Raw genomic sequence first — 14,936 nt, 5'->3', positions numbered from 1 at the left:
GAGCAAGCCCGCTCCCACAGGGGATCGCATTCCTTCAGGCGAGTTCAGGGGCGTAAGCCTGTTCCAGCAACACGGTAAACCGGTTGAACGCATCGACCGCCGCCTTTTCCACTTCGGCTTCTTCCTGTGCCGTGAACGCCAGACCGTCGAGGGTTTTCACAAAGCTTTTCCAGCCTTCAGCACGGCCGCCGGCGGGTTCACCAAGGTGCCTGGCGCCGAAGGTTTCGCTCAGGCCCAGGCCAACGGCGCGCTTGATCAGAAACGCGGCGCCAAGCTTTGAACCTTCGGAAACAAACAACCATCCCAGGGCCTCGGCTTTGGTTGGATTCTTCACCGCACCGGCGACCGGTTCCGGCAATTCGGCTTCCAGATCGTCCAAATCGGCCCTGGCGGCTTCAGCGCGGCAGCGATCCGGCAGGTCCGGGACGATGGCCGTCAGCTCGGTATCGTTGTACAGCGCCACCAACTCCGACTGGAACAAATACTGCGCCACCACGAAACGGGCGAAGTTGGCCTGGGTTGCGAACGGTGCGTGGGTTTTGACCAGCGCATCGAGTTTGCCATGAGGCTCGTGGGTGATCTGGTTCAAGCGTTGCGAACGCAGAGCAGGGCGTTGAGCGGTGTCCTGGGTGGTCATGAGGAATCCTTGATAAAAAAGAGGCGCCTGGTAACGAGACGAACGGGCAGGCGCCGGACAGTAAAAAATCCTCGCTGTGCGGCGATGAACAACCGCGCAGCGAGGCACAGAGGTTCAAATGTCCCAGATCAGATTGACTGCGAAATTGCGACCTGGCTGGGTCAGGCGATCGAGGTTGGCCGGGTTGATCACGGCTGCCTCGCCCACGCCGTCATAACCGCGCACGTCATCCCACAGCCAGTACTGCTTGTCGGTCAGGTTGTAGAGGCCGGCGCTGACGGTGACGTCGTCGGTGACTTTGTAGAAACCGGTCAGGTCCAGCACGCCAAAACCGGGCGACTTGAATTGGCTGCTGACGCCATCCGGCGATTTGAAGTTGCTGTCGTCGACGCGATCCTTGTTCTTCACCAAGGTCCAGCTGAGCAATCCGCCGTAGTTGTCCTGGTCATAACCGAGGCCGAACACGCCGGTCAGCGGGTTGATGCTGTTGAGCGGTTGACCGGTGTCGTCGTTGCGGCCGTAGGCGTAGGCCACCGAACCCTGGGTATAGAGCCCCTGTGGCGCACCGAAGGCATCGAGGTTCAAGCGCCCCTTGATCTCCGCGCCCTTGATGGTGGCGTGCTTGATGTTGTGGCTCTGGAAGGTCAGCTCGTTGTCGCCGGGTGTGATCGCATCTTCGTTGATGAAGTCGCGGTACTTGTTATAGAACATTGCCACATCGAATGAACCGGATTCGAAGTTGCCGCGCAGTCCGGTCTCGTAGGTTTTGCTTTTTTCCGGTTCCAGGTCCGGGTTCGGCGCCACTGTGTAGCCGGGGGTGGTGTTCTCGAAGCGCCCGTACAACGCCTTGGCGGTCGGCGTACGGAAGCCTTCGGCGTACTGGCCATACCAGGTGTAATGATCGGTCAGGGCATAGGTCAGGCCGAACTTGGGTGAGACCTTGTGCCAGGTTTTGTTCTTATCGCTCACGGTGCCCAGACCGTCGGCGGCCACGGTGTTGAGGAACTCCTGGGTAATATGCGGCTTGAGTTGCGTGTAGTCGTAGCGCACACCTGGCAGGAAGGTCCATTTGTCCCAACTGATCTGATCCTGGGCAAACAGGCTGTAGGTGTTGATGGTCGGGTCCGGGAAGTCACTGGACTTTCGCAGCACATCGCTCGGGCTGACCGCACCGATAACCCGGCAGCTGCCGAACACCGCAAGGCAGGTGCCGTTGCCGCTGCGCGAGCCGGTGACCTTCTGCTGCTTGAGGGTGGTGCCATAGGTGAACAGGTGCTCGGTATCGCCAAGGCTGAAGCCTTTATCCAGTTGCGCATCCACGACCCACTGCTTCTCTTCATAGAGCGTTTCGCGGGTTCGCAGCACCTGGCGGGAGACAGGGTAGTAAAACTCGGCGGTGCTCTGATCGGTTTTGGCGACCTGGTGATTCAGGCTCCACTTGACGTTGTCCACCAGAAGGCTGTCGAGGGCGAAGCGGTGTTCCAGGCCGAAGCGCTCGCGGGTCACCGTGTCGTTACCGGTGCGCCACTGGTACATGCCACCCGGGAGGATGCGGTCGGGAATGGTCGGCTGGCCGTTGAAGAATGGACCGCCGTACGCGCTTTTCAGATCGCTGTCGCGGTCGTCCTTGTACTTCTCGTAAGTCAGCCCCACGCGCGAATCGTCGTTGTAGTTCCAGCCGATTTTGGCCAGCACGTTGCTGGCGCGCACGTCTTCCGGGTTGGCCGCGGTGCGTGCCAGGCCGGTGCCATTGTTGCTGCCGTAGGACTCGGTTTCGTGACCGTCACGCTGGCTGTAATGCAGCAAGCCGTCGAACCGCTCGGCCCGACCGGCGACGGTGGCGGACTTGAGCCAGCTTTCATCGGCGGAGCTGTAACCGGTCTTGAGGCGTGCGCCGACGTCCTGGCCCGGCTTGATGATGTCGTCCGGGTCGAGGGTGAAGTAACTGACCGCGCCACCGATGGCGTTGCTGCCGTAGAGCACCGAGGCCGGGCCGCGGAGGATTTCCACGCGCTTGATGATTTCCGGGTCGACGTAGTTGCGTTGAGTCTTGGCGTAAGGGCCGTTGAAGAATCCGTTGGGGATTTCGACGCCGTCGACCTGGGTCAGGATCCGGTTGCCGTCGATGCCACGAATGTTGTAGCCGCTGATCCCGCCGCGCTGACCTGCACCGCCCACCGACACACCCGGTTCGTAACGCACCAGATCCTTGATGGTGTTGACGTTGTTGCGGTCCAGTTCTTCACGGGTGTGAACGGTGACGGTGCCCGGCACGCTTTCCACGCTCTGTTCCTGGCGAGTGGCGCTGATGGTCATCTGTTGCAGGTTGATGGCGCTGCCGGTGCTACGCTTTTCCAGGACGATGTTGTTGTCGCCCAGTTTGCGATAGCTCAGGTTGGTCCCCACCAACAGGCGATCGAGGGCTTTTTCCGGTGGCAGGGAGCCGCGCGCACCCGGCGAAGCCACACCTTGCGCCAATTCGGCCGGTAAGCCGACCTGCCAGCCCGTCACCGCGGTAAACGCATTAAGCGCCGACACCAGTGACTGCTGGGGAATGGCGAACGAGTAGTCACCCATGTTGCGGGCCGGCTGCCCGTCGGCGGCAGCCGCCATGAGCGGGACGCTGCCGGCCATCAGGATGGCGGCGGTCAGCAGCGACAGCATGCCGGACGGTGAAGAGGACTGGCGGGAAAGGCGAGGGGACATCGATAGCGCTCCGTGTCGCACGAATCTTTATAGGTGCTGATTGGCATGTCGAGATGCGAATCAATTGCATTGGCTATAACGAGACGAACGACCTTCAGCTATCGAGTAAAAATAATTCTCATTCAGGGGGCGTTCTCAATTGGTTTCCCCGCTGCGCCGGGGAAACTGATTGAGAACGGCCCCTAGTTAAGTATCACCAGCGCCGGGAATTCCTGGAGCCGTGCCGAAGTGATGTGGGCCAGCGAGCGTACGACATCCAGGGGTTGATCGAGGCGGTAATTACCGGTCACTGCCACGTTGGCCAACTGCTCGTTGTTGTTGATGATCCAGCCGGGATAGTAGCGACGCAGCTCTGCCAGCACCTGATTCAGCGGGCAGTTTTCGAACACCAGCCGGCCCTGGACCCAGGCCAGGTCGGTGGCGGCATCGAGTTTCGCCGGGCGATCGAACCCGTTGGGCCCGATGCGGATGCTTTCCCCGGCGGACAAACGGACCCGCGCATCGCTGCGGGTTGCCTGCAGGTCGACATCGCCCCGCTGCACACGTACCTGGGCCACGCCATCGAGGTAGCGCACCGCGAACGCGGTATCGCGCACGCTGGCCTTGACCGGGCCGGCGTCGATCTGCAGCGGCTGGCTGCGATTGGCCGACACGTCGAAAAAGGCCTCGCCCTGATACAAACGGGCCACGCGCTGCCGATCGTCGATGGTGCTGGAGAAGGCCGAATTGGTATTGAGCAGGACTGTCGAACCGTCTTCCAGCTGCAGGCGCTGGCGCTCACCGACCACGGTCAAGTGATCGGCCTGCAGGCGCATTGGCAGGTTGCTGAAGCTGAACATGCCGAGGATCAGCACGGCGGCGGTGGCCAAGGGTTTCCAGTGCGATTGCAGGCGCGACAGGGCCGTCACCTTTGGCGGTCGGGTGGCCAGGTTTTGCGCACATTGCAGCATTTGCGGGCCGTCCCAGATCGCCTGGGCCCTGGCAAACGCTTCGGCATGCTTGGGATCGGTGGCGAGCCAGGCATGGAATTGTCGGGTCTGTTCCTCGCTCGGACTGCCCAGCACGATCAGCCAGTCCAAAGCCTGGTCCATTGCGCTGGCGGGGTCCTGTGCCGGGGAGGGCGCAGGGGAGCGGTGGGTGTCCGTCACGGTGTTTCCTCGGCAGTGGCAGGTGAAGCAGTTTCAAGTTTCAAGCCACAAGCTGCAAGCTCAAGCTCGGTTCGGCGTTTAGCTTGCAGCTTAGGGCTTACCGCTGCCGTCGTGCCTTTGTGCAACACCGATGCAGATCGCCATGATGAGCTTCAGTTCCTTCTGCACGGTGCTCAACGACACGCCGAGCTTCTCGGCAATCTCCAGATAACTGTGCCCGTGCAGGCGGCTGAGCATGAAAATCTGCTGCTGGCGGGCGCTGAGTCGGTTGAGGCTCACGTTCAAACGCTCCAGCAATTGTTCGGCGTGGGCGGCGTCCTCGGCGCTGCTCACGGGGGAGGCGACGGCCTGCACCACGTCCAGCGGCACGTCATCGAGCAGGGTGCGCGAGTGGATGCGACGCGCACGCAAATGGTCCAGCGCCAGGTTGCGGGCGGTCTGGAACACAAAGGGTTCGAGGTGATCGATCGCCCGTTCACCGAGCGCCCGGGTGACGCGCAGGTAGGTCTCCTGCAGGAGGTCTTCGGCGGTGCTGTGATTGTTGACCATCCGCTCCAGGGTGCGCAGCAGAGAGACTCGCTGGGCGATGAAGACGTGATTGAAGCGCGATTGACTCACGGGAGGACCTGATCCATGTCGAGCGAATGATAATGCTTATCATCCGCTCGAGTGGTCAAGGACTCATTTGTGAAGGTTTATGCGCGGCCCAGCAGATAGGTGGCGTAATCCGGGATCCGGTGCGGGTGCGCCTGATCCATCAGCGGGCTGCTCAGCAGATAATCGGCGCTGCATTCGTTGCACGCGACAGGAATGTTCCAGACTGCCGCGACCCGCAGCAGTGCCTTGATGTCCGGGTCATGGGGCTGCGGTTCGAACGGGTCCCAGAAGAACACCAGCATGTCGACCCGCTGCTCGGCGATCCGCGCGCCGAGCTGTTGGTCGCCACCCAGCGGGCCGCTGATCATGCTCTCCACCGGCAAATCCAGACGCTGTTGCAACAACAATCCGGTGGTGCCGGTGGCGACCAGTTCGTGTTGTGCAAGCTGGTCTTTGTGCCGCTCGGCCCAGTCCAGCAGGAACACCTTGCAGTGGTCATGGGCGACCAGGGCGATCCGCTTGCGCGCCGCCAGGGTCTTTTGCGTAAAGCTGATACCGATCATGGGTTATTCCGCGTTGCACAACGCCAGGCAGTTATCGAGCATGCGGTTGGAGAAACCCCATTCGTTGTCGTACCAGGCCAGGACCTTGAGCAGCTTGCCGCTGGACTTGGTGTGGTTGGCGTCGAAGATCGACGACAGCGGGTTGTGATTGAAGTCGCTGGAAACCAGCGGCAGGGTGTTGTAACCGAGAATCTTCGAATGCCGGCTGGCTTCCTTGAGCAAGGCGTTCACTTCAGCCGCCGACGCTTCGCGCTTGAGCTGCACGGTCAGGTCCACCAGCGATACGTTGATCACCGGTACACGCACGGCCATGCCGGTCAGTTTCCCCGCCAGCTCCGGCAGCACCAGGCCAACCGCTTCGGCGGCGCCGGTCTTGCTCGGGATCATGTTCTGGGTGGCGGAACGGGCGCGGTACGGGTCGCTGTGGTAGACGTCGGTCAGGTTCTGGTCGTTGGTGTAGGCGTGGATCGTGGTCATCAAGCCGCTTTCGATACCCAGCTCGCGATGCAGCACCTGGGCCACCGGGGCCAGGCAGTTGGTGGTGCATGAAGCATTGGAAATGATCTGATGCGATTGACGCAGGATATCGTGGTTGACCCCATACACCACCGTTGCGTCGGCGCCTTTGGCCGGGGCCGAGATGATCACTTTGCGCGCACCGGCGGTAATATGCGCGGCGGCCTTCTCCCGGTCGGTGAACAGGCCGGTGCATTCGAATACCACATCGATCTTTTCCGCCGCCCAGGGCAGCTCGGCCGGGTTGCGAATGGCACTGACCGAGATGCGGTCGCCGTTGACGGTCAGGCTTTCCTGATCGTGCTGCACTTGCGCGTCGAACGTGCCATGAACAGTGTCGTACTTGAGCAGATGAGCATTCATCGCGCTGTCGCCCAAATCATTGATGGCAACGATCTGCAGGTCCTGGCGATAGCCTTGGGTATACAGTGCACGAAGCACGTTACGGCCAATTCGGCCAAAACCATTGATTGCGATTCGAAGAGTCATTTAACAGGGCCGCCGTCGTTTTGTTGTTGGAATTACAAGATTATTCGCATAAAAATAGAAAACAAGCCTTTTTAATGGCAATATTTTGTTTAATCTACAACGAGCGACCTGAATCAACTGGTCCAACCGATCAAGAAAACCGTCTGTCATCCCATCGACAACGGTCCTTGTTCTGCATAGACAATCAGGTCGCCACATCCGTTAGCCTGGAGTTCTACACATGCATCCCCGCGTCCTTGAGGTCACCGAACGGCTTATCGCCCGCAGCCGTGCAACACGTGAGGCTTACCTTGCACTGATCCGTGGTGCCGCCAGCGACGGGCCGATGCGCGGCAAGCTGCAGTGCGCCAACTTCGCCCACGGCGTGGCCGGTTGCGGCAGCGATGACAAGCACAGCCTGCGGATGATGAATGCCGCCAACATCGCAATTGTTTCGTCATATAACGACATGCTCTCGGCGCATCAGCCGTACGAAGTCTTCCCTGAACAGATCAAAAAAGCCCTGCGCGAAATCGGCTCCGTCGGCCAGTTCGCCGGTGGTACCCCGGCCATGTGCGATGGCGTGACCCAGGGCGAGCCGGGGATGGAGCTGAGCCTGCCCAGCCGGGAAGTGATCGCGCTGTCCACCGCCGTGGCCCTGTCCCACAACATGTTCGACGGTGCGCTGATGCTGGGCATCTGCGACAAGATCGTGCCGGGCCTGATGATGGGCGCCCTGCGTTTCGGTCACTTGCCGACGATCTTCGTCCCGGGCGGGCCGATGGTCTCCGGCATTTCCAACAAGCAGAAAGCCGACGTGCGTCAGCGCTACGCCGAAGGCAAGGCGACTCGCGAAGAGTTGCTGGAATCGGAAATGAAGTCCTACCACAGCCCCGGCACCTGCACCTTCTACGGCACCGCCAACACCAATCAGTTGCTGATGGAAGTCATGGGCCTGCACTTGCCGGGTGCCTCTTTCGTCAACCCGAACACCCCGTTGCGCGATGCCCTGACCCGTGAAGCGGCGCATCAGGTCACGCGCCTGACCAAGCAGAACGGCAACTTCATGCCGATCGGCGAAATCGTCGACGAGCGTTCGCTGGTCAACTCGATCGTGGCGCTGCACGCGACCGGCGGCTCGACCAACCACACCCTGCACATGCCGGCCATCGCCATGGCGGCGGGCATTCAATTGACCTGGCAGGACATGGCCGACCTCTCCGAGGTGGTGCCGACCCTGAGCCACGTCTACCCAAACGGCAAAGCCGACATCAACCACTTCCAGGCGGCGGGCGGCATGTCGTTCCTGATCCGCGAACTGCTGGAGGCCGGGCTGCTGCACGAAAACGTCAACACGGTGCTGGGCCACGGCCTGAGCCGCTACACCATGGAACCTTTCCTCGATAACGGCGAATTGGTCTGGCGCGAAGGCCCGATCGAAAGCCTCGACGAAGCCATCCTGCGCCCGGTCGCTCGGGCGTTCTCGCCAGAGGGCGGTTTGCGCGTGATGGAAGGCAACCTCGGTCGCGGAGTGATGAAAGTCTCGGCGGTGGCCCTGGAAAATCAGGTCGTCGAAGCGCCGGCCATGGTGTTCCAGGATCAGCAGGACCTGGCCGATGCGTTCAAGGCCGGTTTGCTGGAGAAGGACTTCGTCGCCGTGATGCGCTTCCAGGGCCCGCGCTCCAACGGCATGCCGGAACTGCACAAGATGACGCCATTCCTCGGCGTGCTGCAGGATCGTGGCTTCAAAGTCGCACTGGTGACCGACGGGCGCATGTCCGGCGCGTCGGGGAAAATCCCGGCGGCGATTCACGTCAGCCCCGAAGCTTATGTGGGCGGCGCTTTGGCACGGGTGCAAGAGGGCGATATCATCCGCGTCGATGGCGTCACCGGCACTCTGGAGCTTAAGGTGGACGCCGAGGAATTTGCAGCGCGCGAACCTGCCAAGGGCCTGTTGGCCAATAACATCGGCAGCGGTCGCGAACTGTTCGGTTTCATGCGCATGGCCTTCAGCTCCGCAGAGCAGGGCGCCAGCGCCTTTACTTCTGCCCTGGAGACGCTTAATTGAAACTGGCTTTGGTCGGTGACATCGGAGGGACCAACGCCCGTTTCGCGTTGTGGAAAAACCAGCAGCTGGAATCGATCCAGGTGCTGGCGACGGCAGACCATGCGAGCCCGATCGACGCGATCGGCCTCTACCTGAGCGGACTCGGCCTGGCGCCGGGTTCGATCGGCTCGGTGTGCCTGTCGGTGGCGGGCCCGGTGAGCGGCGATGAATTCAAGTTCACCAACAATCACTGGCGGCTCGGTCGCAAAGAGTTTTGCGAGATCTTGCAGGTCGACCAACTGCTGCTGGTCAACGATTTCTCTGCGATGGCGTTGGGCATGACCCGGTTGCAGCCGGGCGAATTCCGGGTGGTCTGCGAAGGCACCCCGGAACCCTTGCGCCCCGCGGTGGTGATCGGCCCCGGCACAGGTTTGGGCGTTGGCACGTTGCTGGATCTGGGTGAAGGCCGGTTCGCCGCATTGCCAGGGGAGGGCGGTCACGTCGATTTGCCCCTGAGCAGTCTGCGCGAAACCCAACTGTGGCAACACATCTTCAACGAGATCGGGCATGTCAGCGCTGAAACGGCATTGAGCGGTAGTGGCTTGCCGCGGGTTTATCGGGCGATCTGTGCGGTGGACGGCCACGAGGCGGTGCTCGATACCCCGGAGTCGATTACGGCGGCCGGTCTGGCGGGGGATCCGATTGCCCTGGAAGTGCTTGAGCAATTCTGCTGCTGGCTCGGTCGTGTGGCCGGCAACAACGTGCTGACCACCGGTGCGCGCGGTGGCGTGTACATCGTGGGCGGGGTGATTCCGCGGTTTGCCGACTTCTTCATCGAAAGCGGTTTTGCGCGGTGCTTTGCCGACAAGGGCTGCATGAGCGATTACTTCAAGGGCATTCCGGTGTGGCTGGTGACGGCGCCGTATCCGGGGCTGATGGGGGCGGGGGTGGCGCTGGATCAGGCTTGAAACCGCGTCGCCTTCATCGCGGGCAAGCCACGCTCCCACAGGGGGACCTAGATTCTGAAAATGTGCGCATAACCTTGTGGGAGCGGGCTTGCCCGCGATGAGGCCCTCACAGACAACATAGATCTTTGATCGATCAGGCATAATCCGTCCCAACTCAAATAACAAGGACGCCTCCCGTGAGCTCAGTCAACAAGTCGATTTTGTTGGTCGATGACGATCAAGAGATACGCGAGTTGCTGGACACCTACCTGACCCGTGCCGGTTTCCAGGTCCGGACCACGCCCGATGGCGCAGGCTTTCGCCAGGCCATGAACGAGGCACCCAGCGATCTGGTGATTCTCGACGTGATGCTGCCCGACGAAGACGGTTTCAGTCTGTGCCGCTGGATTCGCCAGCACCCGCGTCAGGCCCAGGTGCCGATCATCATGCTCACCGCCAGTTCCGACGAGGCCGACCGGGTCATCGGCCTGGAACTGGGCGCCGACGACTACCTGGGCAAACCCTTCAGTCCCCGTGAACTGCAAGCACGCATCAAAGCACTGCTGCGCCGCGCGCAATTCGGCCAGGAACGCTCCGGCGGTGAAGTGCTGGCCTTCGATGACTGGCGCCTGGACATGGTCAGCCACCGCCTGTTCCACATCGACGGCGAAGAAGTGATTCTCTCCGGTGCCGATTTCGCCCTGCTGAAACTGTTCCTCGATCACCCTCAGGAAATCCTCGACCGCGACACCATCGGCAATGCCACCCGTGGCCGCGATCTGATGCCACTGGATCGCATCGTCGACATGGCCGTCAGCCGCCTGCGTCAGCGTCTGCGCGACACCGAAAAACCGCCGCGGCTGATCCGTACCGTGCGCGGCAGCGGCTACCAACTGGCAGCCACCGTGGTTGCCAGTAATGGCCACTGAGTTTTTCCGCCAGCTCGCGGCCAAGGTGCCCGTGCCGCGTTCGCTGCTGGGACGGATGTTGCTGCTGACCTTGCTGGCGGTGCTGTTCGCCCAGGCGCTGTCGAGCGTGATCTGGGTCTCGCAGCTGCGCGCGACCCAGCTCGAAGGGCTGGTCACCAGCGCCCGCAGCCTTGCGCATTCGATGACCGCCAGCGTCAGTTACTTCCGTTCATTGCCGGTGGCGTTCCGGCCGCTGGTGCTCGATCAGTTGCGCAGCATGGGCGGCACCCGGTTCGTGGTGACCCTCAACGATAAGCCCCTGGGCATGGAAGTGCTGCCGATTACCCCGCGCAAAGCGGCAGTGCTCAAAGCGGTTGACGAAGTGCTGCGCCAGTCCCTGGGCCAGGACACGGATATCTCGGTGACCTTTGTCAGCCCCGAAGACCTGCGGATTTTCAACGGCGGCCTCAAACTCGACGAGTTGCCTCGCTCCTGGGCGCATTACGCGCTGACCCTGGAACCGGTCAATCCGCCGGTGCTGGTCACCCAGATCCAGATGGCGCCGGGGGAATGGCTGTACATCGCTTCGCTGTTGCCCGAGCCCTACACCAGCCTTGAAGAACAGGGGCTGCCGGCGCAGCAGGTCTGGTTCATCGTGCTCACGAGCGGCTTCTTGCTGTTGTTCATCGGCCTGCTGGTGCACTGGCAGAGCCGACCGCTCAAACGTCTTGCACGGGCGGCGCGCGATATGTCGCTGGGGGCCGAAGTCGAACCGGTGGCAGAGGGCGGTGGCAGTGAAGTGGTCGAAGTGGGCCGTGCCTTCAACGCCATGCGCGAGCGCATCAGCCGTTATCTCACCGAACGCAGCCAGTTGTTCAGCGCGATTTCCCATGACCTGCGTACGCCGATTACCCGCTTGCGCCTGCGGGTCGAACTGCTGGAGGACGAACAACTGCAAGCCAAGTTCGGGCGCGATCTGGATGAGTTGGAGTTGCTGGTCAAAGGCGCGCTGCAATGCGTGAAAGACACCGACATTCACGAGAATATCGAGCCGGTGGACCTCAATCATGTGCTCGATTGTCTGGTGGAACCGTACCTGGCGCCCAATGGCAATGGCCGGGTGACCCAGCAAGGACGGGCGCTGGCGCCTTATCCGGGTAAGCCGTTGGCGCTCAAGCGCTGCATTGGCAACCTGATCGACAATGCGTTGAAGTACGGGCAGAACGCGCACCTGCACATCGATGACGATGACAGCGCGTTTGTCCTGCATGTCGATGATGAAGGGCCGGGGGTGCCGGAGCAGCGGCTGGAGCAGGTGTTCGAGCCGCACTTCAGGTTGGCGGGGCAGCAGCAGGGTTATGGGTTGGGGTTGGGGATTGCGCGCAATATTGCCCATAGTCATGGCGGTGAAGTCAGCCTGCAAAACCTGCGTGAAGGCGGGTTGCGCGTGACCCTTCAATTGCCTCGCAGTATTGATTAGTCAGACCGCGTCGCGCCCATCGCGAGCAAGCTCGCTCCCACAGGATTACCTACCTTCTGAAAATATGTGCAGAACCTTGTGGGAGCGGGCTTGCCCGCGATGGCGTCAGACCATTCAACACATATCTCAAGGCAAATGTCACAGGTTGGTGACATAACCCACCCCCTTCGTTACAAGCCCGCCCCCGCCCGTTGTTTAGACTGCCCTCAGTCATAACAACAAAAAAAGGCCCCCCATGGACACCTTCCAACCCGCCTTCAGCAGTTGGCTGAATGCACCTGCCCATCAGCAATGGCTCGCCGCCGAAGGTCTGCGCCTGCTGGCGTTCGCCAAGGCCGCAAAGCTTCCCGAAGGCTTCGGCAACCTGGATGAAAAGGGCCGCCTGCCGGCCAACGCCCGCGCCGAAACCATGAACACCGCGCGCATGACCCACAGTTTCGCCATGGCCCACATCCAGGGGCTGCCGGGTTTTGCTGAGCTGGTGGATCACGGTGTCAAAGCCCTCGGCGGTCCGCTGCGCGACGCCGGGCACGGTGGCTGGTTCGCCACCGCCCATCATCGCGATGGCGATACCGGCAAGGCGGCTTACCTGCACGCGTTCGTCGCGTTGGCCGCCAGTTCCGCGGTCGTTGCGCAACGCCCCGGCGCCCTGGCCTTGCTCGATGACGCCATCCACATCATCGACACGTATTTCTGGAGCGAAGAGGAAGGCGCTATGCGCGAATCCTTCAATCGCGACTGGCACGTCGAGGAAGCCTATCGCGGCGCCAACAGCAATATGCACGCCACCGAAGCCTTCCTCGCCCTGGCCGACGTCACCCGTGACAACCGCTGGCTGGTCCGCGCCCAGCGCATCGTCGAGCGCGTCATCCATACGCACGCCGCCGCCAATGACTTTCTGGTGGTCGAGCATTTCGATCGCGACTGGCAACCGCTGCTCGAGTACAACCACGACCATCCGGCCGACGGGTTCCGCCCCTACGGCACCACGCCCGGCCACGGTTTCGAGTGGGCGCGGCTGTTGCTGCACCTCGAAGCGGCGCGGGTCCGGGCCGGGATGCCGGCGCCAGGCTGGCTCGCCACGGATGCGCAAAAACTGTTCGACAACAACTGCCGTGACGGATGGAACGTCGACGGTGCGCCGGGCATTGTCTACACCCTCGACTGGGACAATCGCGCCGTGGTTCGTCATCGCCTGCACTGGACCCATTGCGAAGCCAGCGCCGCCGCCAGCGCTCTGCTCAAGCGCACGGGCGACGAACGCTACGAGCACTGGTACCGGCTGTTCTGGGAGTTTTGTGACAGTCATTTCATCGACCGTCGCGACGGCAGCTGGTATCACGAACTCGATCCACAGAACCGCCCGAGTGCCGATATCTGGGCTGGCAAACCCGACCTGTATCACGCCTGGCAAGCCGTGCTGATCCCGCGCCTGCCGCTGGCGCCCAGCATGGCCACTGCGCTGGGGCAGTTGTCCCAGAGCGCTCCTGTGTAACCATGTGGTGACATTCCTGCGTCCCTTCGTTACCTGCGAAGGCATGACTCCTGTTTAAAATCCATGCAGCGCAAGCACCAGACTTGCATGCATAACAACAAGAAAGGTACTTCCAGATGAATGCGATTTCTCGCCTCGCTACTGTCATTTCTCTCGCTTCACTGCTTCCCCTGTCTGCATTCCCGCTGAGTGCCCTTGCCGCCGATGCCAAAGGCTCGGTGGAAGTCGTTCACTGGTGGACCTCCGGTGGTGAAAAGGCAGCAGTCGATGTGCTCAAGGCTCAAGTCGAAAAAGACGGCTTCACCTGGAAGGACGGCGCCGTCGCCGGTGGTGGCGGCTCCACGGCCATGACCGTGCTGAAAAGCCGCGCCGTTGCCGGTAACCCGCCAGGCGTCGCCCAGATCAAGGGCCCCGACATCCAGGAGTGGGGCAGCACGGGCCTGCTCAGCACTGATGCGCTGAAAGACGTTTCCAAGTCGGAAAACTGGGATGGCCTGCTGCCTGCGAAAGTCTCCGACACCGTAAAATACGAAGGTGACTACGTTGCGGTGCCGGTGAACATCCACCGCGTCAACTGGTTGTGGATCAACCCGCAAGTGTTCAAGAAAGCCGGGATCGACAAAGCCCCCACCACCCTCGAAGAATTCTATGCCGCCGGCGACAAGCTCAAGGCCGCAGGCTTTATCGCGCTCGCCCACGGTGGCCAGCCTTGGCAGGACAGCACCGTGTTCGAAGACGTGGTGCTCTCGGTCATGGGCGCCGACGGTTACAAAAAAGCCCTGGTAGACCTGGATCAGAAAACCCTCTCGGGTGCCGAAATGACCAAGGCCTTCACCGAGTTGAAAAAACTCACCGGCTACATGGACCCCAACCGCGCCGGTCGTGACTGGAACATCGCCGCCGCCGACGTCATCAACGGCAAGGCCGGCATGCAGATGATGGGCGACTGGGCCAAGAGCGAATGGACCGCGGCGAAGAAAGTCGCGGGCAAGGACTACGAGTGCGTGCCGTTCCCGGGCACCGAAAAAGCCTTCACCTACAACATCGACTCGCTGGCCGTGTTCAAGCTCAAGGCTGACCGCAAAGGCGACATCGCCGCCCAGCAAGACCTGGCCAAGGTCGCCTTGGGTAAAGACTTCCAGAAAATCTTCAGCATCAACAAAGGCTCGATCCCGGTGCGCACCGACATGCTCAACGACATGAGCGGCCTGGGCTTCGATGCTTGCGCGCAAGCCGCGGCCAAGGACTTCCTGGCGGACGAGAAGACCGGCGGCCTGCAGCCGAGCATGGCGCACAACATGGCGACCTCCCTGGCCGTGCAAGGCGCGATCTTCGACGTCGTCACCAACTTCATGAACGACAAGAACGCTGACCCGGCCAAGGCCAGCGCGCAACTGGCATCGGCTGTGAAAGCTGCCCAGTAA

Annotated in this window: 12 protein-coding genes; 6 read left to right on the top strand and 6 right to left on the bottom strand. The window is 61.6% G+C overall.

Annotated features, from left to right (window positions below; genetic code table 11):
• Nucleotides 1-34: 34 nt before the first annotated feature.
• The 6 genes from PMA3_RS23150 to gap form a co-directional block, all read right to left on the bottom strand.
• Nucleotides 35-637 carry a biliverdin-producing heme oxygenase gene (locus PMA3_RS23150; RefSeq protein WP_064679370.1) on the bottom strand — a complete coding sequence of 201 codons (603 nt, stop codon included), beginning with the start codon at nucleotides 635-637 and terminating at the stop codon, nucleotides 35-37.
• Between the two features lie 114 nt (nucleotides 638-751).
• Nucleotides 752-3,343, bottom strand: a complete 2,592-nt coding sequence (locus PMA3_RS23145; RefSeq protein ID WP_064679369.1) for a TonB-dependent receptor — start codon at nucleotides 3,341-3,343, stop codon at nucleotides 752-754.
• Between the two features lie 182 nt (nucleotides 3,344-3,525).
• Nucleotides 3,526-4,491: a FecR family protein gene (locus tag PMA3_RS23140; protein ID WP_064679368.1), complete on the bottom strand. Its 966-nt coding sequence runs from the start codon at nucleotides 4,489-4,491 to the stop codon at nucleotides 3,526-3,528.
• A 90-nt stretch (nucleotides 4,492-4,581) separates the two neighbouring features.
• Complete coding sequence (locus PMA3_RS23135; RefSeq protein WP_064679367.1) at nucleotides 4,582-5,109, bottom strand: RNA polymerase sigma factor; 528 nt, start codon at nucleotides 5,107-5,109, stop codon at nucleotides 4,582-4,584.
• A gap of 77 nt (nucleotides 5,110-5,186) precedes the next feature.
• Nucleotides 5,187-5,651: a methylglyoxal synthase gene (locus tag PMA3_RS23130; protein WP_064679366.1), complete on the bottom strand. Its 465-nt coding sequence runs from the start codon at nucleotides 5,649-5,651 to the stop codon at nucleotides 5,187-5,189.
• 3 nt (nucleotides 5,652-5,654) lie between these two features.
• Nucleotides 5,655-6,656, bottom strand: a complete 1,002-nt coding sequence (gap, locus tag PMA3_RS23125) for a type I glyceraldehyde-3-phosphate dehydrogenase (RefSeq protein WP_064679365.1) — start codon at nucleotides 6,654-6,656, stop codon at nucleotides 5,655-5,657.
• Between the two features lie 220 nt (nucleotides 6,657-6,876).
• Between gap and edd the strand changes: the two genes are divergently transcribed.
• From edd to PMA3_RS23095, 6 genes are all read left to right on the top strand, one after another.
• The gene (edd, locus tag PMA3_RS23120) at nucleotides 6,877-8,703 is read left to right on the top strand and encodes a phosphogluconate dehydratase (protein ID WP_064679364.1); all 1,827 of its coding nucleotides are present in this window, start codon (nucleotides 6,877-6,879) and stop codon (nucleotides 8,701-8,703) included.
• Nucleotides 8,700-9,650 (top strand): glucokinase, encoded by a 951-nt coding sequence (locus PMA3_RS23115; protein ID WP_064679363.1) that lies wholly within the window; start codon nucleotides 8,700-8,702, stop codon nucleotides 9,648-9,650. Before edd ends, PMA3_RS23115 begins: the two co-directional genes overlap by 4 nt.
• Nucleotides 9,651-9,826: 176 nt before the next feature.
• Complete coding sequence (locus PMA3_RS23110) at nucleotides 9,827-10,558, top strand: response regulator (protein WP_064679362.1); 732 nt, start codon at nucleotides 9,827-9,829, stop codon at nucleotides 10,556-10,558.
• A 31-nt stretch (nucleotides 10,559-10,589) separates the two neighbouring features.
• A complete protein-coding gene (locus PMA3_RS23105) occupies nucleotides 10,590-12,017 on the top strand; it encodes an ATP-binding protein (protein ID WP_420848705.1) in 1,428 nt (475 codons plus the stop codon).
• 235 nt (nucleotides 12,018-12,252) lie between these two features.
• Complete coding sequence (locus PMA3_RS23100) at nucleotides 12,253-13,512, top strand: D-mannose isomerase (RefSeq protein WP_064679360.1); 1,260 nt, start codon at nucleotides 12,253-12,255, stop codon at nucleotides 13,510-13,512.
• A 116-nt stretch (nucleotides 13,513-13,628) separates the two neighbouring features.
• Entirely contained in the window at nucleotides 13,629-14,936 is a 1,308-nt protein-coding gene (locus PMA3_RS23095) for an ABC transporter substrate-binding protein (protein ID WP_064679359.1), read from the top strand.

It is taken from the genome of Pseudomonas silesiensis, assembly GCF_001661075.1.
GTDB lineage: Bacteria > Pseudomonadota > Gammaproteobacteria > Pseudomonadales > Pseudomonadaceae > Aquipseudomonas > Aquipseudomonas silesiensis.
The sequence above is the reverse complement of the archived record's forward strand: the minus strand, read 5'-3'. Positions and strand labels throughout refer to the sequence as shown.